Below are 19,862 nucleotides of genomic sequence, written 5' to 3'. Positions count from 1 at the left end.
CAGCAGGCCGCTCAGTCCCCTGTAGTCACGCGAAAGGCAACCGCATGCGCTCCGGGAACGGACGTCACCGCCGCCCCCGTCAGGCTCCGGCCATCGTCGTCGCGGCAGGGGTGACCGGATCGGCCATCGCGCTCCCGCTGCTCGGTGCGGGCTCCGCCTCCGCCGCCGACGCGAACACCTGGGACCGCGTCGCCGAGTGCGAGAGCGGTGGCATGTGGAGCGCCGACCTCGGCAACGGCTTCTACGGCGGGCTCCAGTTCTCGCAGCAGACGTGGGAGGACTTCGGCGGCACGGCGTACGCGCCGAGCGCCGACCTGGCGAGCCGATCGCAGCAGATCGCCGTCGCGGAGAAGGTGCTGGACGCACAGGGGCCCGCGGCGTGGCCCGTCTGCGGTCCGATCGCGGGTCTGACGGACGACGGCTCCGCGACCGGCGTCGACCCCGGGGGTCTGCTGCCGCTGCCGGAGGAGGGCCCGGAGGCCGGCACCGACGCGAGTCCCGACGCGAGCGCGCCGGCCGATTCCGGCGACACGGCCGCGCCGGAGGCGGGCACGGACGTGCCGGAGGGCTCGGAGGGGACCGCTGTGCCGGACGCCTCCACGGAGCCCACGCCCAAGGACGGCGACGTGTCGGCGTCCCCGGCCCCGACGACCGACCCGGCCGCCACGGACGGCGCCGAGGCGACCGACCCCGCGACCGGCACCGGCAAGCACCGCGGCGAGCCCGCCCCCGACGATGCCGAAACGGGCATTGAGGACGAGGAGCGCGAAAACGGCCGTCATGCCTCACGAGGTGACGCATCGGCACGTGACGGGGCGGCAGAGGGTGTGTCGGACGGCACGTACACCGTCCGGCCGGGCGACACGTTGTGGGCCATCGCCGACGAGCGGGAGGTGCCCGGCGGCTGGGACGCGCTCTACGAGGCGAACGAGGCGACCATCGGCACCGACCCCGACCTCATTCTGCCCGGCCAGAGCCTCGATCTCGGCCTGAGCGGACAGTAGTTCAGACGCCGATTCGCTGGCATATGTCCGATCTGGGCAAGTGAGACAAGGGTCTCTTTGCTGCAACTGACCGGCGGCGTCCAGCAAATTCGCCCAAGCCGTACGCGACCTGCGCAAACGCCTCCCAAGTAGAGGACGGTTCGGGCGATTTCTCCCCGATGTTCGACTTTGAACATCGGGGAGCGGTGTGTTTACCGTCTGAACCGCTCGCCATCGCGGGCTCCGTCGACCGTCACGCCGAATCCTGCCGTCGGTCGGGGGGAACAGTCGTCGCTCAGTGCGCCGAAGGCAGGAGCGGGGGACCCAAGGTAAGTGCCGGTCCCGGCCGTCGAGCACGACGGCCGAGAACGGCTGGGGGTGGAGCCGCGCGCAACGACGCGCGGCCGGGCAACTCTTCCGGCCCGAACCCGACAGCTCACCTCGCAGGCGTCGGTGAGGAGAAGCTCCATGCTGCGTTCCAGCAAGGCCAAGCACCGTCGCCCGTCGAAGGCCGTCCGTCTCGCCGCGCTCGCCGGCGTCGCCGGTGCCGCCATCGCCGCCCCGGTGCTCGGTGCCACCTCGGCCTCCGCCGCCACCGCCTCCGAGTGGGACGCGGTCGCCCAGTGCGAGTCCGGTGGCAACTGGTCCATCAACACCGGCAACGGCTACTACGGCGGCCTGCAGTTCTCCGCCTCCACCTGGGCGGCCTACGGCGGCACCGCGTACGCCTCGACCGCCGACCAGGCCTCCAAGGCCCAGCAGATCGAGATAGCCGAGAAGGTCCTCGCCGGCCAGGGCAAGGGCGCCTGGCCGAGCTGTGGCGTCGGCCTCTCCAGCACCCCCTACAGCGGCGGCTCCGCCGAGCCGGCGAAGCCCGCCGCGCAGCCGGCCGAGCAGCGTGCCGAGGCCCCCACCACTCGCTCCGAGCGCGCCGAGGCCCCCGCCAAGGCCGTCAAGAAGGGCGACGGCGAGTACACGGTCAAGGCCGGGGACACCCTGGGCAGGATCGCGGAGGCCGAGAAGGTCGAGGGCGGCTGGAAGAAGCTGTTCGAGCTCAACAAGGACATCATCGACGACGCCGATGTCATCCACCCGGGCCAGAAGCTCCACCTGAGCTGACCCGCCCGCCGTCCGCGCGCCCCGCGCGCGGACGCGCCCCTAGCACCCCGGTCCGGCGCACCTTCCCCCGTCTGCGCCGGGCCGGGGTTCGGCCGTGAAGCCCCCAAGGGCCTTACTTACGGGTATCTTCCGGGTGTTTTGTCCGGCACGCCCAGCGTTCATGCTCTTTTTCGTCCCACGGGGCGGGCATCGGCCGGCCTTTGCCCCCGAGGCGGTTAGGCTCTTGTCGCAAGGCCCAGCAGACCTCTGCACATTTCTCGCGTCACATCCCAGAAGGAGATGCTCGTGCCGTCCATCGACGTCGTCGTAGCCCGGGAAATCCTGGACTCCCGAGGCAACCCCACGGTCGAGGTCGAGGTTGGCCTCGACGACGGCAGCACGGGTCGTGCTGCTGTTCCGTCCGGCGCCTCCACCGGTGCGTTCGAGGCCATTGAGCTCCGCGACGGTGACCAGAACCGCTACCAGGGCAAGGGTGTCGAGAAGGCCGTCCTCGCCGTCATCGAGCAGATCGGCCCGGAGCTCGTCGGCTACGACGCCACCGAGCAGCGCCTGATCGACCAGGCCATGTTCGACCTGGACGCCACCGACAACAAGGCCTCGCTCGGCGCCAACGCCATCCTCGGCGTCTCCCTCGCCGTCGCGCACGCCGCCTCCGAGGCGTCCGACCTGCCGCTCTTCCGCTACCTCGGCGGCCCGAACGCGCACCTGCTGCCCGTTCCGATGATGAACATCCTGAACGGCGGCTCGCACGCCGACTCCAACGTGGACATCCAGGAGTTCATGATCGCCCCGATCGGTGCGGAGTCCTTCTCCGAGGCCCTGCGCTGGGGCACCGAGGTCTACCACACCCTCAAGAAGGTGCTGAAGACCAAGGGCCTGTCCACCGGCCTCGGCGACGAGGGCGGCTTCGCGCCGAACCTCGAGTCCAACCGTGCCGCCCTCGACCTCATCCTCGAGGCCATCAAGGAGGCCGGCTACACCCCGGGCAAGGACATCGCGCTCGCGCTGGACGTCGCCGCGTCGGAGTTCTACAAGGACGGCGCCTACGAGTTCGAGGGCAAGGCCCGCTCGGCCGCCGAGATGACCGAGTACTACGCGGAGCTCGTCGACGCGTACCCGCTGGTCTCCATCGAGGACCCGCTGTTCGAGGACGACTGGGCCGGCTGGAAGACCATCACCGACAAGCTCGGCGCCAAGGTGCAGCTCGTCGGCGACGACCTGTTCGTCACCAACCCGGAGCGCCTGGCCCGTGGCATCGAGGAGGGCGCCGCCAACGCCCTGCTCGTCAAGGTCAACCAGATCGGTTCGCTGACCGAGACCCTGGACGCCGTCGAGCTCGCCCAGCGCAACGGCTTCAAGTGCATGATGTCCCACCGCTCCGGCGAGACCGAGGACGTCACCATCGCCGACCTGGCCGTCGCCACCAACTGCGGCCAGATCAAGACCGGCGCCCCGGCCCGCTCCGAGCGCGTCGCCAAGTACAACCAGCTCCTGCGCATCGAGGAGATCCTCGACGACGCCGCGGTGTACGCGGGCCGCTCCGCGTTCCCCCGGTTTCGCCTTGCGAACCAGTAGGCACAGCGCCTTGCGAACCAGTAAGCACAGCGCCTTGCGAACCAGTCAGCACAGCGCCTTGCGAAACCAGTAAGCACAGCGCCTTGCGAACCAGTAAGCACAGCAAGGACTGATCACGGGCTGACACCCCCGCCTCCGTACGTCCCCGGCCCCGGTCCCGTACCGTGTCCGGGGACGTACGCATGTGAATGGGGAGGCGAGAGACATGGCGCGCAGGCCGGAGCCGGACCGGTTCTCCACCGCCACCAGGCTGCGGCTGCTCGGCGAGCAGACCGCCGCCCGCGTCTACCGGTCGCAGAGCCGCCGCCAGGCCCGCCGCTCCCGGCTCACCGGCCGGGCCGCGTTCCTCGCGCTGGTCGTCTGCTCCCTGGTGGTCGCCCTCGCCTACCCGATGCGGCAGTACGTCTCCCAGCGCGCCGAGATCGCCGAACAGGAACGCCGGATGGCCGAGGCCCGTGAACAGGTCGAGGAGCTCCGGGACGAGAAGGCGCGCCTCCAGGACGACATGTACATCCGGCGGCTGGCCCGTGAGCACCTGCACTACGTGCTCCCGGGCGAGACCGGCTACACGGTGATCGACCCCGAGACCGCCGAGGAGCGTCGCGAGGACGAGGGCGCGGCGGACCGGCCCTGGTACTCGAACGTCTGGAACGGCGTGGACAACGCCGACCGCAAGTAGCCACCCCGTAGCGAACAGAGCAGCAAGGCAGGCATGGAAACCCCTCCTCCCACCACTGAGCACACCGAGCCGACCGACGCGGACATCGCCGCGTTCGAGCAGCAGCTCGGCCGGCCGCCGCGCGGACTGCGCGCCATCGCGCACCGCTGCCCCTGTGGGCAGCCGGATGTCGTCGAGACGGCACCCCGTCTGCCGGACGGGACGCCGTTCCCCACGCTGTACTACCTGACCTGCCCGCGTGCCGCGTCCGCGATCGGCACGCTGGAGGCCAACGGAGTGATGAAGGAGATGCAGGCCCGCCTGGCCACGGACCCCGAGCTGGCCGCCGCCTACCGCGCCGCGCACGAGGACTACATCGCACGCCGCGACGCGATCGAGGTGCTCCAGGGCTTCCCCAGCGCGGGCGGCATGCCCGACCGGGTGAAGTGCCTGCACGTCCTGGTCGGCCACTCGCTCGCGGCGGGCCCCGGTGTGAACCCGCTCGGGGACGAGGCGATCGCGATGCTTCCCGAGTGGTGGCGCAAGGGCCCGTGCGTCTCACCCGAGGTGCCCGAGGAGGCCGGCAAGTGACCCGCGTCGCCGCCATCGACTGCGGCACCAACTCCATCCGGCTCCTCGTCGCCGACGTCGACCCGGAGTCCGGCACCCTGGTCGACCTCGACCGGCGGATGATCATCGTCCGGCTCGGGCAGGGCGTCGACCGCACCGGGCGGCTCGCCCCCGAGGCGCTGGAGCGGACCTTCGCTGCCTGCCGCGAGTACGCCGCCGTCATCAAGGAGCTCGGCGCCGAGACCGTCCGCTTCGTCGCCACGTCCGCCTCCCGGGACGCCGAGAACCGCGACGACTTCGTCCGCGGAGTCCTCGACATCCTCGGCGTCGAGCCCGAGGTCATCACCGGCGACCAGGAGGCCGAGTTCTCCTTCACCGGCGCCACCCGCTCGCTCGCCGGGCGAACCGACCTCGACAAGCCGTACCTCGTCGTCGACATCGGCGGCGGCTCCACCGAGTTCGTGGTCGGCGAGGAGCATGCCCGCGCCGCCCGGTCCGTCGACATCGGCTGCGTACGGATGACGGAGCGGCACGCGCCGAGCAGCCCCGCGACGCCCGAGCAGATCGCGGCGATCCGCGCCGACATCGAGGCCGCGCTGGACCTCGCGGCCGAGACCGTCCCGATCGACGAGGCCCGCACCCTGGTCGGCCTCGCCGGCTCCGTGACCACGGTCGCCGGGATCGCGCTCGGCCTGGACACGTACGACTCGACCCGGATCCACCACTCGCGGATCTCCTACGAGAAGGTCGAGGAGGTCACGACGATGCTGCTGAACGCGACGCACGACGAGCGCGCGGCGATCGGCGTGATGCACCCCGGCCGGGTCGACGTCATCCAGGCCGGGGCGCTCGTCCTGCTCACGATCATGCAGCGCATCGGCGCCCGCGAGGTCGTCGTCAGCGAGCACGACATCCTCGACGGCATCGCCTACAAGGCGGCCGAGGGCTGGCTCTGAGCATCCGGTCCCCTTCCGGCCGAGAGCGGCCGGACAGGACCTAGGGGGTGTCCGGCGGGGCCGGGGTCAGCACGACGAACTCCGCCCCCGCCGGGTCGTTGCACACCGCCAGCCGGCCGACGCCCTCCGCGTCCTCCGGGCCCATCGAGACCGAGCCGCCGTTCTCCCGTACGCGGGCGACCGTGGCGTCGCAGTCCGCCGAGCCGAAGACCGGGTGCCAGTACGGCTCGGCGTCCCCGGAGTCGAACATGTCCGGGACGGCCATGACGCCGCCGAACATCCGCTCCGGCGGCTGGTCCCTCGGCGTCAGCATCGTGTACGTGCCGCCGCCCGGCAGCTCCATGTCCTGGCCGGTCCACCCGAAGACCCTGCCGTAGAAGTCCTGCGCGGCCGCCGAGTCGGTCGTGTACAGCTCGACCCAGCCCAGGCTGCCCGGGCCGTCCGCCACCTCCATGCCCGGATAGGTGCCGGGCTGCCAGACCGCGAACCGGGCGCCCTGCGGATCGGTGAGCTGCGCGAACCGGCCCTCCTCCGCCACCTCGGACGGCGCGGTGCGCACGGAGCCGCCCGCCTGCTCGACGGCCTTGACGGTGGCCTCGACGTCGGGGGTGTGGAAGTAGACCATCCAGGCCGAGCGGGCGCCTTCCTCGGTGAGCGGTCCGATGGCGCCGACCACCTTGCCGTCGAGGCGGAGTGCCTTGTAGTCGCTCATCTCCTCGCCGAACCGCTGGGCCTCCCATCCGAAGACGGCGTTGTAGAAGGCCGCCGCCGCCGGGACGTCGCGGGCGCCCAGGTCTATCCAGCAGGGGGAGCCGGGGACGAAGTCGGTCGTGATCATGATCGGGGTTCCCTCTCTGCGGGGCTGTGTCTCAGGGATCGCGCTCGGCATTTTCAGCCTGGCACCAGGCGTGGCCCGTCGCGCGCGGAACAGCCCCGGACCCTCACCCACGGGAACGCCGGCCGCCCGGCAGGCCCTGCGGACCTGCCGGGCGGCGTCCCGCGTCCCTCCTCGGTGCGGGATCAGAGGGTGGACTTGAACAGCAGCCGGTTCGGAGTGCCGCTGACGTTTCCGCCGATCACGTTCGCGGTGCTGTTGTTGATCAGCCAGGTGTTGACGGTGGAGCTGGACGCGTCGCCGTACGTCGCCTTGTAGAGCGCCGCGACGCCGGACACGTGCGGTGAGGCCATCGACGTGCCGCTCATCGCGGTGGAACCGCCGCCGAGGCGGGCCGAGGTGATGCTCACGCCGGGGGCGTAGAGGTCGGTGCAGCTGCCGTAGTTGCTGAAGCTCGCCTTGCGGTCGGAGGAGTCCGATGCCGCGACCGTGAGGGTGCCGGACGCGCTCGCCGGGGACACGTTGCAGGCGTTCTGGTTCTCGTTGCCCGCCGCGACGGCCAGGTGCACACCGGAGTTGGCGAGGTTGGTGGCCGCGTTGTTCACCGCGGAGGAGTAGCCGCCGCCGAGGGAGGCGTTGGCGACCGCGGGCTTGACGGCGTTGAGCCGGACCCAGTCGAAGCCGGCGATGATGCCGGAGTACGAGCCGGAGCCCTGGCAGTTCAGCACGCGCACGCCGCGCAGTTGGACGCCCTTGGCCACGCCGTACGTCGAGCCGCCGACGGTGCCCGCGACGTGGGTGCCGTGCCCGTTGCAGTCCTGGCCGTTGCCGCCGAAGGCGTCGTAGACGTTGCGCGCCCGGCCGCCGAAGTCCGCGTGGGCGGTGTCGATACCGGTGTCGATGATGTACGCGGTGACGCCCGAGCCGTTGCGGGTGTACGAGTAGGCACCGTCGCGGCCGCTGCGCTGGTCGATGCGGTCCAGGCCCCAGGGCGCGTTGTACTGGGTGGCGTCGGCCGTGACCTTCTGGTCCTCCTCTATGGAGGCCACGCGCGCGTCGCGGCGCAGGGAGGCGAGCTGAGCGGTGGTCAGGTCGGCGGCGAAGCCGCTCAGGACCTCCCGGTACACGTGGCGCGTCCTGACCGACGAGCCCTTGACGACCTCGGCCGGGTCGGAGCCCTCCTTGAGGGTCACGATGTAGCGGCCCTTGATCTCCTTGGCGGCGGGGGCGTCGGCGACCGCGACGAGCAGGGTGGGCCCGTCGGCCGGTGCGGCCGAGACGACGGCGGGGGTCAGGGCCAGGGGTACGGCCAGGACGAGGGCTCCGAAGTGGGTTCTGCGCATGGGGGAGCTGACACCTTTCGTGGAACCGGCCGCGGCGGCCGGGGGTGGGGGAGCGCCGGGGCACGCCGACCGGGGCGGAGGTGAGGCCCCGGTGGGGACAGCGGTGCGTGGCGCGGAAGGTGGAACAGCGCGGGCGGGAACGAGGCCGCCCTCAGTGCGCGCCCGTCCCTCGCGACGGGCGTCGTGCACGCACCGGTAGGGGCTGCGGTGGCGGGGTCGCCGCTCGCCGGGCCGGTGTGACCACCGGGGCGCGGCGACAACATACTGGGGGTAACGGGGTGTTGACCACGGCCGGATCAGGCGTGACCGATTGCGGACAACGGCGTGCGCGCACAAGCATTTTGCGGCCGCTCCGCCCATGGCCAATCCGCGCCGAGCCGCTCTAGGGTCGCCCCATGCCTGCCGACCCTCCGGGGACATGCGACCCCACAGCCGACGGGTTCGGCTCGGTGCCCGACGGCGTGCGGCAGTGGCTCGTGGAGCACCGGCTCGCGGGCGGCGGCCGGCGGGGGATCGGCGCGCCCGAGCGCGCGCTGCACGAGCTGCTGGCCGAGCACCGGCGGCGGCTGGGGCTGCTGAACGAGAGCCTCGACGCGTTCGACGACGTGCTGCGCCTGATGCCGGACCTGCGGGAGGCCGGCCGCGAGAACGTCCAGGTGGAGTTCTTCGCCGACCGGGCCCGGCTGCGGGAGCGCATCGCCGACTTCGACGCGCTGTGCCGGGACGAGATCCTCGCCCTGCGGACCACGTTCCCCGGGCCCGACGTCCTGGAGTCCGGCCTCGCGGACGACCTGGCGATGCTCGCCCGCGGCGTGCGGATGCGGCTCCTCGTCTCCAACCGCGCGGCCCGCAGCACCGGGGCCGCCCGCTACCTGTCCGTCCTGCTGGAGCACGGGGCGCGGATACGGGTCGCGACGACCGTCCCCCTGCACCTCAACGTCGTCGACCGCGCGGTCACGATCATGGCGCTCGGCCCCACCGGCCCGGAGGCCGAGCAGTGGGAGGACGTCGTCCTGCACAGCGCCCGGCTTGCCGAGTGCTTCGCCCAGGTCTTCCACCACCACTGGAGCACGGCCCGCCCCTATGACACCGGCAACGGGGCCGCCGCCGAGGACTACTCGCCGCGCGAGCGCGAGGTGCTCGCCCTGCTGGCCGCCGGGGCCAAGGACGAGGCCATCGCGCGCCGGCTGGGCTGTTCGGAGCGGACACTGCGCCGGCTGCTGACCGCCCTGGTCGCCAAACTGGGCGCCGAGAGCCGCTTCGCGGCCGGTGTCCGGGCCGCCAGGCTGGGTCTGGTGGACTGATCCGAGGGGCCGGAAACGGGCCCCCCGGAAAAGTTCGTGAAGTTCTTCACAAGGAAAAAGGCCCCGATGGGCCCACTGGAGCCCCGAAACCCCCGCTCCGCCCTCTCATTGGGCGTTCGGCAGCGGATTCCAAGGCATTCGGTATGCGTCGCCCACAGAGGGCAAGGAGGAGCGGTTCTCCTGTGGCGAAGGCTTAGGGGCCAGCTCACAGGGGGTGGACAACGTCCTCCCGTACACCGTGGTTCCCGTAGCACACCATGACCTCGGTCACGTGGGCCGCGCAGTGTAGCAGAGGACACCCCACTGCTTGTGAAGGGGCTCACGAGCACCCCCTCCGAGGGGGGTGGATACTCGATGGCATGAGCACCACGGAGCGTCCCAGGATCCTCGTTGTAGGCGGTGGGTACGTAGGCCTGTACGCGGCACGTCGCATCCTGAAGAAGATGCGCTACGGCGAGGCGACCGTCACGGTCGTCGACCCGCGCTCGTACATGACGTACCAGCCCTTCCTCCCCGAAGCTGCCGCCGGCAGCATCTCGCCTCGGCATGTCGTCGTCCCGCTGCGACGCGTGCTGCCCAAGGCAGAGGTTCTCACCGGCCGGGTCACGACCATCGACCAGGACCGCAAGGTGGCCACCGTCTCCCCGCTGGTCGGCGAGGCGTACGAGCTGCCCTTCGACTACCTGGTGATCGCCCTCGGTGCGATCTCCCGTACCTTCCCGATCCCCGGCCTCGCCGAGCAGGGCATCGGCATGAAGGGCATCGAGGAGGCCATCGGCCTGCGCAACCACGTCCTCGAGCAGCTCGACAAGGCCGACTCGACGACCGACGAGGAGGTCCGCCGCAAGGCGCTGACCTTCGTCTTCGTGGGCGGCGGCTTCGCCGGCGCGGAGACCATCGGCGAGGTGGAGGACCTGGCCCGCGACGCGGCCAAGTACTACACCAACGTCAAGCGCGAGGACATGCGCTTCATCCTCGTCGACGCCGCCGACAAGATCCTTCCCGAGGTCGGCCCCAAGCTGGGCAAGTACGGCAAGGAGCACCTGGAGGGCCGCGGGGTCGAGGTCTACCTCTCCACCTCCATGGACTCCTGCGTCGACGGCCACGTGGTGCTCAAGAACGGCCTCGAGGTCGACTCCAACACCATCGTGTGGACCGCCGGTGTGAAGCCCAACCCGGCGCTCGCCCGCTACGGCCTGCCGCTCGGCCCCCGCGGCCACGTCGACTGCAACGAGACCCTCCAGGTCAACGGCACCGACTACATCTGGGCCGCCGGCGACAACGCCCAGGTCCCGGACATGGCCGCCCGCAAGGCCGGCGTCGAGAACGCCTGGTGCCCGCCGAACGCCCAGCACGCCCTGCGCCAGGCCAAGGTCCTCGGCGACAACGTGATCTCCGGGATGCGCGGCTTCCCGCAGAAGACGTACGAGCACGCGAACAAGGGTGCGGTCGCCGGTCTCGGCCTGCACAAGGGCGTCGCGATGATCGTCATGGGCAAGGTCAAGATCAAGCTCAAGGGCCGGCTCGCCTGGTACATGCACCGTGGCTACCACGGCATGGCCATGCCGACCTGGAACCGCAAGATCCGGGTCTTCGCCGACTGGACGCTGGCGATGTTCCTCAAGCGCGAGGTCGTCTCCCTCGGTGCGATGGAGAGCCCGCGCGAGGAGTTCTACGAGGCCGCCAAGCCGGCCCCGGTCGCGGCGAAGCCGGCGGCCGAGAAGGCCAAGGCGTCGTAACGGCACCCGCTCAGCCCGAAGGGGCCGCCCGCCATCCGTGGTGCGGGCGGCCCCTTCGGCGTTCCCCGGCGTACGCCCGGTGGGCCATGCGGGCATTTTTCCTGTGCATTGCGTAGTGCGGGGAAGTACACAGGGTGGGCATCTTGTTGACGGAAGTGGAGCGTTCCGCGGAACCACCGTCACGGAGGTGTGCGCCATGGCCGATGCCGCGCTGCGGCTGACCACTCTTGCCGAGGAAGTGCTGGGAGTCCCGCTCCCGGTGCGCATCCGGGCCTGGGACGGAAGCGAGTCCGGTCCGCCGGACGCGCCCGTCCTCGTCGTACGCCATCGCCGGGCGCTGCGGCGGCTGTTGTGGCGGCCGGGCGAGCTCGGGCTCGCGCGCGCCTGGGTCGCCGGCGAGATCGACGTCGACGGGGACCTCTACCGGGCGCTCGACCTGATGGCCGGGCTCGTGTGGGAACGCGACCCGGACGCCCCCGCCCCCGTCCACCCGCTGCGCGACCCCCGGCTCCGGGCGGCCGCCCGGGGGCTGCTGAAGCTCGGCGGCGCGCTTCCGCCGCCGGCCCCGCCCGCGGAGGAGGTGCGGCGCCGCACCGGCCCGCTGCACACCAAGCGGCGCGACAAGGAGGCCATCAGCCACCACTACGACGTCGGCAACGACTTCTACGGGCTGGTGCTCGGCCCGTCGATGGTCTACTCGTGCGCGTACTGGGACGAGGGCGAGGGCACCCTGGAGGACGCCCAGCGCGACAAGCTCGACCTGATCTGCCGCAAGCTGGGGCTGGGCCGGGGCGACCGGCTGCTCGACGTCGGCTGCGGCTGGGGCTCGATGGCGATCCACGCGGCGCGCGAGTACGGCGCGCAGGTCACGGGCATCACGCTGTCCCGCGAGCAGGCCGCGTACGCGCGCAAGCGGATCGCCGACGAGGGGCTGACGGACCGGATCGAGATCCGCGTCCAGGACTACCGGGACGTCAGGGACGGGCCGTACGACGCCATCTCCTCCATCGGCATGGCCGAACACGTCGGCCGGGTCCGCTACCGCGAGTACGCGGACCAGCTCCTGTCGCTGCTGAGGCCGGGCGGCCGGCTGCTCAACCACCAGATCGCACGCCGCCCGGAGAAGGACGAAGCGGCGTACCACGTGGACGAGTTCATCGACCGGTACGTCTTCCCCGACGGGGAACTGGCCCCGCTCGGCCGTACGGTCGCCACGCTGGAGGAGGCGGGCTTCGAGGTCCGCGACGTGGAGGTGATCCGCGAGCACTACGCCCGCACGCTGCGGGCCTGGGTCGCCAACCTGGAGGCGTCCTGGCCCCGCGCGGCCCGCCTGACGTCCCCCGGCAGGGCGCGGGTGTGGCGGCTGTACATGGCGGCGTCGGCCGTGTCGTTCGAACGGAACCGGATCGGAGTCAACCAGATCCTTGCGGTCCGGACGCCGCTGACGGGCGAGTCGGGCCTGCCGCCCCGGCCGCGGGCCTGGCGGGGCTAGGGGCTGTCCGGCGCATCTTGGCCGGGGCCATCCCGAAACCGGGGCTCCGCCCCCGGGCCCCCGCGCCTCAAACGCCGGCGGGGCTGATTTCGGGGAGCGAAATCCAGCCCGTCCGGCGTTTGAGGACACCGCGCGAAGCGCGGTACGGGGTCCGGGGCTTGCCCCGGTTTCGGGGAAGGGGCGGGTAGGGGAATCGGCCCCGCGCAGCGGCCGCCCCCGCCCGGTCACCCGCCCCCGCCCCGGCGGCCTACTCCGTCTTGATCGCCGTCAGCATGTTCAGCCGCGCCGCACTCCGCGCCGGCCACATCGCCGCCAGCACCCCCACCACTCCCGCCAGCAGCAGGAAGATCCCGATCCGGTCCCACGGCAGGATCAGCGCGTAGCCGGGGATCTCGTCGCGGATCGTCTCGCCGATCGCCCATGCCAGGAACCCGCCCAGGCCCACTCCGATCACCGCGCCGAACACCGAGATGACCACGGCCTCCAGGCGGATCATCCGCTTCACCCTGCCGCGGTCGAGGCCGATCGCGCGCAGCATGCCGATCTCCTGCTGGCGCTCGAACACCGACATCGCCAGCGTGTTGACGACACCGAGCACCGCGATGATCAGGGCCATGGCGAGCAGGCCGTACATGATGTTCAGCGCCGTGTTGATGAAGCCGCCGAACATGTTCCGGATGTCCTGCTGGTCCATGACGCTCATCGCCGGGTTGTCGCCCAGCGCGTCCACCAGCGCCTGCTCGTTCGCGGCCGTCGCGCCGCCGTCCATCGTCACCCAGATCTCGGGGATGTACGGCTTGGTCTCGTACGGGGCCACGAGGTCGGTCGGCACCAGGACCGGCGAGAGGAACTCGTTCCCCTTGTAGACCGCGCCGACGGTCACGTTCTTCTTCTCCGGCTTGTCCGCATCGCCGAAGTTCGCCGACAGCGTGTCACCGACCTTGTAGCCGTTGGACTTCGCCGTGTCCTCGGCGACCGCGATCTCACCCCTGGCGAGCGACGCGAGTGAGCCGGACACCGTCTTCAGGTCGAAGACCTTCTCCACGTCCCCGGGGGTGACCGCCGACGCCGAGTGCCACGTGCCCTTGATCTCCAGCGATGTCGCCTGCTGCGGCGAGACCGCGCCGACGCCCTTCGCCTTGCGGATGGCCTCCAGCGCCGACTGGTCCAGGGCGCCGCCGCTGGCCATCGAGACCATGTAGTCGGCCCGGATGTTGTCCGTCGTCATCTTGTCCACGGCCCGGCCCATCGTCGCGCCGAGCACCGACAGACCGGTGACCAGGGTGAGGCCGATCGCCAGCGCGGAGGCGGTGGCGCCGGTGCGGCGCGGGTTGCGGACCGCGTTCTGTCCGGCCAGCTTGCCGGACACCCCGAACACCTTGTGCAGCAGCGGGCGGGCCAGGGCGATGACCGGCCGCGACAGCAGCGGGATCAGGACGATGATGCCGACCAGGGCGAAGAAGGCCCCGGCGCCGATGAGCATCCGGCCGTCCTTGCCGACCGCCGCGCCGCCGACGATGCCGGCCGCGCCGAGGAGGGTGATGGCGCCGCCGATGCTGTTGCGCAGGACGAGCGACTTGGTCGTCGCCACCGCGTGCACGCTGCTCATCGCGGCGACCGGCGCGATCTTCGCGGCCCGGCGGGCGGGCAGCCACGCCGCCAGCATGGTGATCAGCACACCGACACCGAACGCCGCGGCGACCGCGGTCGGCGACACGACCAGCGGACCGGCCGGCACCTTCGCGCCGAACGCGCTCATCGCGGAGCGCAGCCCGGTCGCCAGGCCGAGGCCCAGGACGAAGCCGACCACGGAGGCGACCACTCCGACGACCATGGCCTCGAGGATCACCGAGCGCTTGACCTGGCGGCGCGAGGCGCCGACGGCTCGCAGCAGCGCCAGTTCCTTGGTGCGCTGGGCGACGAGCATGGTGAAGGTGTTGGCGATCAGGAAGACGCCGACGAACAGGGCGACGGCCGCGAAGGCGAGCAGCATCGTGTTGAGGTTCGACAGGCCGCTCTCGATCTGCCGGGCCTGGTTGTCGGCGAGCTGCTTGCCGGTCTGGGCCGTGGCGTCCTCGGGCAGCAGGGGCACGACCGCGTCGAGGATCTTCGCGTCGGAGGCGCCCGCCGCGGCGGTGACGGTGACGTCCTTGTAGTAGCCGGGCTGCAGGTAGAGCTTCTGGGCGACGGCGGTGTCGAAGAGGACCAGGCTGCCGCCCGCGTTCACCGCGCCGTCCTCGGTGGTGAACACACCGGCGAGGGTGTACTCCTTCACCGGACCGTTGGTGGCGACGCGCACGGTGTCGCCGACCCTGTAGGCGCCCTTGGCCGCGGAGTCCTTGTCGAGGGCGATCTCGCCGGCCGCCTTCGGGCCCGTCCCGTCGGTGAAGTCGTACGCCGGGTCCTTGCCGTCCTTGCTGGGGGCGAAGTTGGCGCCGGTGTTGGACCAGCCGTTGCCGATGAGCTTGCCGTCCTGGTCGGCCACCCCGGCGAACCCGGAGACCCGTCCGGTGGCTCCGGCCACGCCGTCGAGGCCCCGGATCCTGTCCAGGGTCCTGTCGTCGATGCCGGGGTTCTTCCGGCTGTCGTCCGGGTCGGCGTAAGTGGTGACGGCGACGGCGACGTTGTCGTAGCTCTTGGCGGACTGCTTGCGGTAGGCGTTGCCGAGAGTGTCGGTGAAGACCAGGGTGCCGGAGACGAAGGCCACGCCGAGCATCACGGCGAGCACGGTCATCAGCAGCCTGGCCTTGTGCGCGAGCACATTGCGCAGGGCGGTACGGAACATGGTGTGGGTCCTGGGAGTGGGCCGGCGCGCGGCGAACGAGCCCGGCGGGCTCGGCCACGGGCCGGACGGTGACGAGAACGAGGACGGGGAAGGGGAGCGTCAGCTCGTGCGGCCCTTGGCGTCGAAGGCCTTCATCCGGTCGAGCACCCCGTCGGCGCTCGGGCTCAGCATCTCGTCGACGATCCGCCCGTCCGCCAGGAAGACCACGCGGTCGGCGTAGGAGGCGGCCACCGGGTCGTGCGTCACCATGACGACGGTCTGGCCGAGCTCGCGCACCGAGTTCCGCAGGAAGCCCAGCACCTCGGCGCCCGAGCGCGAGTCCAGGTTTCCGGTCGGCTCGTCACCGAAGATGATCTCGGGCCGGGAGGCCAGGGCCCGGGCGACTGCGACCCGCTGCTGCTGGCCGCCGGAGAGCTGGGTGGGACGGTGGCCGAGCCGGTCCCGCAGACCGACCATCTCGATGACGCGCCGCAGCCACTCCTGGTCGGGCCTGCGGCCCGCGATGTCCATGGGGAGCGTGATGTTCTCCTGCGCGGTCAGCGTCGGCAGCAGGTTGAACGCCTGGAAGATGAAGCCGATCTTGTCGCGGCGCAGCTGGGTCAGCTGCTTGTCCTTGAGGGTGCCGAGCTCGGTGTCGCCGATGCGCACCGAACCGGAGCTGAAGGTGTCGAGGCCGGCGACGCAGTGCATCAGTGTCGACTTGCCGGAGCCCGAGGGCCCCATGATCGCGGTGAACTCCGCCTGGCGGAAGTCGACGCTCACCCGGTCGAGCGCGACCACCTGGGTCTCGCCCTGTCCGTACACCTTGGACAGGTCCGTGGCGCGGGCGGCCACGGCGGTGGCGCGGTGAGCGATGGGCGTGGTGGTCACGAGAAGGGCTCCTGTCGGCCTTGTGCTGCGAGGACCACCCCATCGTCTCGGCCGACCGGCCGCGAATCGTCACTCCCGATGCCCGTTCCCGGGGCCCTCTCCAGTCGGACCGGGCGGCGGGCTCGTCATCCTTGGGGATGACAGCGCCCCTGAGGCCGGCGAAGGAGGGGCGCAGCGTGCGGACCTGACACAGGGGTCCGGCGGTTTTCCGTCAATCCGGATCCTGGGCGCCGGTGGGCAGGAGGCCCGTGCTGCGGGTACGAACGCCCACGTACCAGCACTGACGGACCCTCAGGCGCCAATAAAATAAGACAACATCGGGCCATCGCCCCGATGCCGGTTCGATCTCCACCGATAGGCTCGTGTGCCAAACGCGGAGCCGCGTACACGCCCGGATGGTGGAATGCAGACACGGCGAGCTTAAACCTCGCTGCCCCTCGGGGCGTGCCGGTTCAAGTCCGGCTCCGGGCACACCTGAGCCTCGGCGGGTGTCCCGCACCAGCCGTCCGGCCACGGCCGGGCGGCCCTTCGGTACGTCACGATCTCGGAAAGATCCTCCCCGAGCACTAGGGTGTTCTCTTTGCTTCCGCATTACTCTTGACTTCTAGGCCGCGCACGGTGGCCAAGGAGGAGTGAGATGAGGAGCAGCAACCCGGTCTTCTCGCGACGGGGGTTCAGCCGCGACAACGGCTACGCGGGCTTCAACGCGCAGCAGCCGCAGGCCGGGGGCCCCGCCGTTGGGACGAACCCCTACGCTCAGGGCGCGGGCAACCCGTACGCCACCAACCCCTACGCCCCGGCAGGCACGCAGTTCGGCGCTCCGCCGCAGGCTCCCGCCCGCACGGGCGTGATGACGATCGACGACGTCGTCACGCGCACCGCCATGACCCTCGGCACGGTCGTGCTCACCGCGATCCTGTCCTGGGTGCTGCTGCCGGTCGACCCGGCCAACCTCGGAAAGTCGTACGGCATCGCCATCGGCGCCGCCCTGGTCGCGATGGTGCTGGCGCTGGTCCAGGCCTTCAAGCGCAAGGCCGCGCCCGCGCTCATCCTGTCGTACGCCGCCTTCGAGGGCGTCTTCCTCGGCGTGATCTCCAGCGCGGTCTCCACGTACATCTCGGACGGCGTGGTCGCCCAGGCCGTGCTCGGCACGATGGCGGTCTTCGCCGGCGTGCTGATCGCGTACAAGATGCGCTGGATCCGTGTCACGCGCCGCTTCTACGGCTTCGTGATGGCCGCGGCGATGGGCTTCGTCCTGCTGATGGTGGCCAACCTGCTGTTCTCCGTGTTCGGCGGCGGTGACGGCCTCGGCTTCCGCAGCGGCGGCCTCGGCATCCTGTTCGGCGTCATCGGCATCGTGCTCGGTGCCTGCTTCCTCGCCCTGGACTTCAAGCAGGTCGAGGACGGCGTCGCGTACGGCGCTCCGCGCGAGGAGTCCTGGCTGGCGGCCTTCGGCCTCACCCTGACCCTCGTGTGGATCTACCTGGAGATGCTGCGCCTGCTGTCGATCCTTCAGGGCGACGACTGACCCAGGTCGTCATCCGTGCGACACGCGCACGAAGGGCCCGCCCGGCACTCGCCGGGCGGGCCCTTTCCGTTGCTTGTGCGCCAGTCCGCCGAAGCCGCTACTGCAGCTTGCGCGCGGCGCGCCTCAGATCGTACTCATGGATGATCGCTTTGGCCTGGCCGTACGAGAGGTTGTGTTCGCCGCGGAGCCAGCTGACCTTCTCCTCGAAGCGGAAGAGAGACGGACCTTCTTCGACGGTGCGCAGCCAGTCGGAGATCTCACGACCGGTGCATTCGGGGATTCGGGAGAGCAGATTTCGATGGGTCTCTTCGGAGAAGACTTGGGACATCGGCGCCTCCGGACGCATTGCGCGTGTGCTCTTCACGCCACCGTGCCTGAGGCTTCGCATATTGGCAACAGGCCCGCGAGGGCGCGTAGGGTCGCGGCGTGCTTGATACAAGTGAGCTGATCACCGTCGGTGAGCGTTTCGCGGACCGGTTGCGGGCGGCCCCGCAGAGCCGTCTCCAGCGTGGCGCGGCGGCGGAGGGACTGGCCCTGGCCAGGGAATTGTCGGTGCGGGCACAGCGTCTGGAGAACCCGTCGGGGGAGCCGATGATCATGCCCGACGAGGGCGTGTTCGCGGTGGCGGACCAGCTGATGGTGGCGGTCCGTGACCTTGCCGAGATCTTGCGCGTCACCCCGGCGGGGCCGGAAGAGGTTGACGCCGCGGTCGTCCTCGTACAGGAGGCCGCGGCGCGGGCGGACGCACGTTAGGGGTGCGCTCAGTGGGAGGCGATCACGCGGTCCGCGAGGATGTAGACGCTCTCCTCGCCGCAGGCGAAGGTCAGGGCGTACGCGCCCGAGACGCCGGAACCGCCGAGCAGCACGGGCGCGTGGCCGGCGCGCAGCGCGTCCGCCAGGCGTTCGGCGGTCTCGCGGTGGCCGGGCGTCATGCACAGGGTCGTCCCGTCGGCGAAGACGTAGACGTCGAGCGTGCCCAGCGGGCCCGGCCGCACGTCGGCCAGCTCGGTACCGGTCTCGGCCAGCTCCTCGAGCCGCGCGACCGTCCGCTCGTGGTCGGTGACCACCGGCGTCTGGACCGGGACGAAGTCGGGGTGCGAGGGGTGGCGGCGGCGGGCGGCGGCCAGCTCGGGGGAGTCCTCGGCGAACTCGGTCACCTCCGGCAGGTCCGCCATCTCGTCGAGTGCCTCCACGGCGTCCAGGTCCATGGCCTCAAGGCCAACGAAGTCGGCCTGGCGGGGCACGTAGAACGGCGGGATCTCGTCCCCGGTGCCGGCGAGGCCGCCGAGCAGCGGGGCGGAGCCTTCCCCGGCGAATCGGGCGGAGGCGTCCGCGGCGTCCCGCGCCTCCTGCGCCGCCCAGAAGGCGCGCGCCTCGGCCAGCTCGCGCTCCCGCTCCTCCGCCAGCGCCTCGGCGACGGCCGCGCGTATCTCGGCGCTGTCGCTGGTGCGGGCGGCGGGTACGGAGGCGGTGCGACCGGGCCCGTACGACGCGGCGAGCTCGGCGCGCAGGGCGGTGACCTGCTTGCGGAGTCCGTGTGCGGCGTGCAGGGCAGCGGCGCCCACGGCCGTGGCGGCGGCCGTGGTGAGCAGCAGGGCAAGAGACATGGCGCTCACTGACGTACTCCCGATGTATAGCGATACCCCCGACTTCCTACATCAGCTTGCGGTGGGCCCGCGCCTCCTGTCAGTGCATTACGTCACGAATTGGACAGGACTTTGTGCCCTGTGTTTAGCCGGGGAACAGGGTTGACCTGGTAAAAGGGTCTCCCCCAGGAGATAGGTCACATCCTGGGGGAGATTGCGTCACGAACTGAGATCCACAGCGCGTAGACCGCTACGGCTCAGCTGAGCCGCTCGTGTCTTCGGTCGCGCTCAGCTTCGCTACCGCTGCGGGCAGGTGCCGCCCTCGCCACGCGGCGGAGCCGCATGTCGACACGGCCGGGCGACCCCTACCCTTCGCTCCAGCTCAGCTGAGCCGCTCGTGTCTTCGGTCGCGCTCAGCTTCGCCACCGCTGCGGGCAGGTGCCGCCCTCGCCACGCGGCGGAGCCGCATGTCGACACGGCCGGGCGACCCCTACCCTTCGCTCCAGCTCAGCTGAGCCG

17 protein-coding genes, 1 tRNA gene and 1 riboswitch are annotated in these 19,862 nt (G+C 71.1%); of the genes, 12 read left to right on the top strand and 6 right to left on the bottom strand.

Annotated elements, in window-relative coordinates; translation table 11 throughout:
- Positions 1–44: 44 nt before the first annotated feature.
- The 6 genes from ACF08N_RS28645 to ACF08N_RS28620 all read left to right on the top strand — a co-directional run bounded on the left by ACF08N_RS28645 (position 45) and on the right by ACF08N_RS28620 (position 5,861).
- Positions 45–1,004, top strand: a complete 960-nt coding sequence (locus ACF08N_RS28645) for a transglycosylase family protein (RefSeq protein ID WP_392327596.1) — start codon at positions 45–47, stop codon at positions 1,002–1,004.
- A 270-nt stretch (positions 1,005–1,274) separates the two neighbouring features.
- Positions 1,275–1,448, top strand: a riboswitch (cyclic di-AMP (ydaO/yuaA leader).
- 3 nt (positions 1,449–1,451) lie between these two features.
- On the top strand, positions 1,452–2,102 hold the full coding sequence (locus tag ACF08N_RS28640; protein WP_392327595.1) for a transglycosylase family protein: 651 nt from the start codon (positions 1,452–1,454) through the stop codon (positions 2,100–2,102).
- A 285-nt stretch (positions 2,103–2,387) separates the two neighbouring features.
- The gene (gene eno, locus ACF08N_RS28635; protein WP_392327594.1) at positions 2,388–3,677 is read left to right on the top strand and encodes a phosphopyruvate hydratase; all 1,290 of its coding nucleotides are present in this window, start codon (positions 2,388–2,390) and stop codon (positions 3,675–3,677) included.
- A 205-nt stretch (positions 3,678–3,882) separates the two neighbouring features.
- Positions 3,883–4,356: a septum formation initiator family protein gene (locus ACF08N_RS28630; RefSeq protein WP_392327593.1), complete on the top strand. Its 474-nt coding sequence runs from the start codon at positions 3,883–3,885 to the stop codon at positions 4,354–4,356.
- Positions 4,357–4,389: 33 nt separating this feature from the next.
- Complete coding sequence (locus tag ACF08N_RS28625; RefSeq protein WP_392327592.1) at positions 4,390–4,926, top strand: DUF501 domain-containing protein; 537 nt, start codon at positions 4,390–4,392, stop codon at positions 4,924–4,926.
- Entirely contained in the window at positions 4,923–5,861 is a 939-nt protein-coding gene (locus ACF08N_RS28620; protein WP_392327591.1) for an exopolyphosphatase, read from the top strand. The genes ACF08N_RS28625 and ACF08N_RS28620 overlap by 4 nt, the downstream gene beginning before the upstream one ends.
- Positions 5,862–5,901: 40 nt before the next feature.
- Here ACF08N_RS28620 and ACF08N_RS28615 read toward each other — a convergent pair whose 3' ends face one another.
- Both ACF08N_RS28615 and ACF08N_RS28610 read right to left on the bottom strand, forming a co-directional pair.
- Positions 5,902–6,699: a VOC family protein gene (locus tag ACF08N_RS28615; RefSeq protein WP_392327590.1), complete on the bottom strand. Its 798-nt coding sequence runs from the start codon at positions 6,697–6,699 to the stop codon at positions 5,902–5,904.
- 182 nt (positions 6,700–6,881) lie between these two features.
- Positions 6,882–8,039: a S8 family peptidase gene (locus ACF08N_RS28610; protein WP_392327589.1), complete on the bottom strand. Its 1,158-nt coding sequence runs from the start codon at positions 8,037–8,039 to the stop codon at positions 6,882–6,884.
- A gap of 395 nt (positions 8,040–8,434) precedes the next feature.
- On the opposite strand from ACF08N_RS28610, the gene ACF08N_RS28605 reads away from it, so the two are divergent.
- From ACF08N_RS28605 to ACF08N_RS28595, 3 genes are all read left to right on the top strand, one after another.
- Positions 8,435–9,343: a LuxR C-terminal-related transcriptional regulator gene (locus ACF08N_RS28605; RefSeq protein ID WP_392327588.1), complete on the top strand. Its 909-nt coding sequence runs from the start codon at positions 8,435–8,437 to the stop codon at positions 9,341–9,343.
- A gap of 359 nt (positions 9,344–9,702) precedes the next feature.
- Positions 9,703–11,082, top strand: a complete 1,380-nt coding sequence (locus ACF08N_RS28600; RefSeq protein WP_392327587.1) for an NAD(P)/FAD-dependent oxidoreductase — start codon at positions 9,703–9,705, stop codon at positions 11,080–11,082.
- Positions 11,083–11,278: 196 nt separating this feature from the next.
- Positions 11,279–12,574, top strand: coding sequence for a class I SAM-dependent methyltransferase (locus ACF08N_RS28595; RefSeq protein WP_392327586.1), 1,296 nt, complete (start codon positions 11,279–11,281; stop codon positions 12,572–12,574).
- Positions 12,575–12,821: 247 nt separating this feature from the next.
- On the opposite strand, the gene ACF08N_RS28590 is transcribed toward ACF08N_RS28595, so the two are convergent.
- Both ACF08N_RS28590 and ACF08N_RS28585 read right to left on the bottom strand, forming a co-directional pair.
- A complete protein-coding gene (locus ACF08N_RS28590; RefSeq protein ID WP_392327585.1) occupies positions 12,822–15,359 on the bottom strand; it encodes an ABC transporter permease in 2,538 nt (845 codons plus the stop codon).
- A 99-nt stretch (positions 15,360–15,458) separates the two neighbouring features.
- Positions 15,459–16,229, bottom strand: coding sequence for an ABC transporter ATP-binding protein (locus ACF08N_RS28585; protein ID WP_392327584.1), 771 nt, complete (start codon positions 16,227–16,229; stop codon positions 15,459–15,461).
- 389 nt (positions 16,230–16,618) lie between these two features.
- On the opposite strand from ACF08N_RS28585, the gene ACF08N_RS28580 reads away from it, so the two are divergent.
- Both ACF08N_RS28580 and ACF08N_RS28575 read left to right on the top strand, forming a co-directional pair.
- A tRNA-Leu gene (locus ACF08N_RS28580) sits at positions 16,619–16,700 on the top strand.
- Positions 16,701–16,866: 166 nt separating this feature from the next.
- Positions 16,867–17,757, top strand: coding sequence for a Bax inhibitor-1/YccA family protein (locus tag ACF08N_RS28575; protein WP_392327583.1), 891 nt, complete (start codon positions 16,867–16,869; stop codon positions 17,755–17,757).
- 97 nt (positions 17,758–17,854) lie between these two features.
- On the opposite strand, the gene ACF08N_RS28570 is transcribed toward ACF08N_RS28575, so the two are convergent.
- Entirely contained in the window at positions 17,855–18,085 is a 231-nt protein-coding gene (locus ACF08N_RS28570; protein WP_392327748.1) for a DUF4287 domain-containing protein, read from the bottom strand.
- A gap of 98 nt (positions 18,086–18,183) precedes the next feature.
- Here ACF08N_RS28570 and ACF08N_RS28565 point away from each other — a divergent pair, with 98 nt between their 5' ends.
- Positions 18,184–18,510 (top strand): hypothetical protein, encoded by a 327-nt coding sequence (locus ACF08N_RS28565; protein WP_392327582.1) that lies wholly within the window; start codon positions 18,184–18,186, stop codon positions 18,508–18,510.
- An 8-nt stretch (positions 18,511–18,518) separates the two neighbouring features.
- Here the strand turns inward: ACF08N_RS28565 and ACF08N_RS28560 are convergent, their stop codons facing one another.
- Complete coding sequence (locus ACF08N_RS28560) at positions 18,519–19,373, bottom strand: hypothetical protein (RefSeq protein WP_392327581.1); 855 nt, start codon at positions 19,371–19,373, stop codon at positions 18,519–18,521.
- Between the last annotated feature and the right edge of the window lie 489 nt (positions 19,374–19,862).

Source organism: Streptomyces sp. NPDC015127, assembly GCF_043080095.1.
In the GTDB taxonomy this organism is placed as follows: Bacteria; Actinomycetota; Actinomycetes; order Streptomycetales; family Streptomycetaceae; genus Streptomyces.
Note: the sequence above shows the minus strand (reverse complement) of the source record. Positions and strands in the feature narration are given on the sequence as shown.

Bases quoted from the DNA above. Each gene is read 5' to 3' on its own strand.
- ACF08N_RS28625 (WP_392327592.1), top strand. From the start codon at position 4,390: ATGGAAACCCCTCCTCCCACCACTGAGCACACCGAGCCGACCGACGCG.
- ACF08N_RS28630 (WP_392327593.1), top strand. From the start codon at position 3,883: ATGGCGCGCAGGCCGGAGCCGGACCGGTTCTCCACCGCCACCAGGCTG.
- ACF08N_RS28590 (WP_392327585.1), bottom strand. From the start codon at position 15,359: ATGTTCCGTACCGCCCTGCGCAATGTGCTCGCGCACAAGGCCAGGCTG.
- ACF08N_RS28645 (WP_392327596.1), top strand. From the start codon at position 45: ATGCGCTCCGGGAACGGACGTCACCGCCGCCCCCGTCAGGCTCCGGCC.
- ACF08N_RS28570 (WP_392327748.1), bottom strand. From the start codon at position 18,085: ATGTCCCAAGTCTTCTCCGAAGAGACCCATCGAAATCTGCTCTCCCGA.
- ACF08N_RS28600 (WP_392327587.1), top strand. From the start codon at position 9,703: ATGAGCACCACGGAGCGTCCCAGGATCCTCGTTGTAGGCGGTGGGTAC.
- ACF08N_RS28575 (WP_392327583.1), top strand. From the start codon at position 16,867: ATGAGGAGCAGCAACCCGGTCTTCTCGCGACGGGGGTTCAGCCGCGAC.
- ACF08N_RS28615 (WP_392327590.1), bottom strand. From the start codon at position 6,699: ATGATCACGACCGACTTCGTCCCCGGCTCCCCCTGCTGGATAGACCTG.
- ACF08N_RS28605 (WP_392327588.1), top strand. From the start codon at position 8,435: ATGCCTGCCGACCCTCCGGGGACATGCGACCCCACAGCCGACGGGTTC.
- ACF08N_RS28610 (WP_392327589.1), bottom strand. From the start codon at position 8,039: ATGCGCAGAACCCACTTCGGAGCCCTCGTCCTGGCCGTACCCCTGGCC.
- ACF08N_RS28595 (WP_392327586.1), top strand. From the start codon at position 11,279: ATGGCCGATGCCGCGCTGCGGCTGACCACTCTTGCCGAGGAAGTGCTG.
- ACF08N_RS28640 (WP_392327595.1), top strand. From the start codon at position 1,452: ATGCTGCGTTCCAGCAAGGCCAAGCACCGTCGCCCGTCGAAGGCCGTC.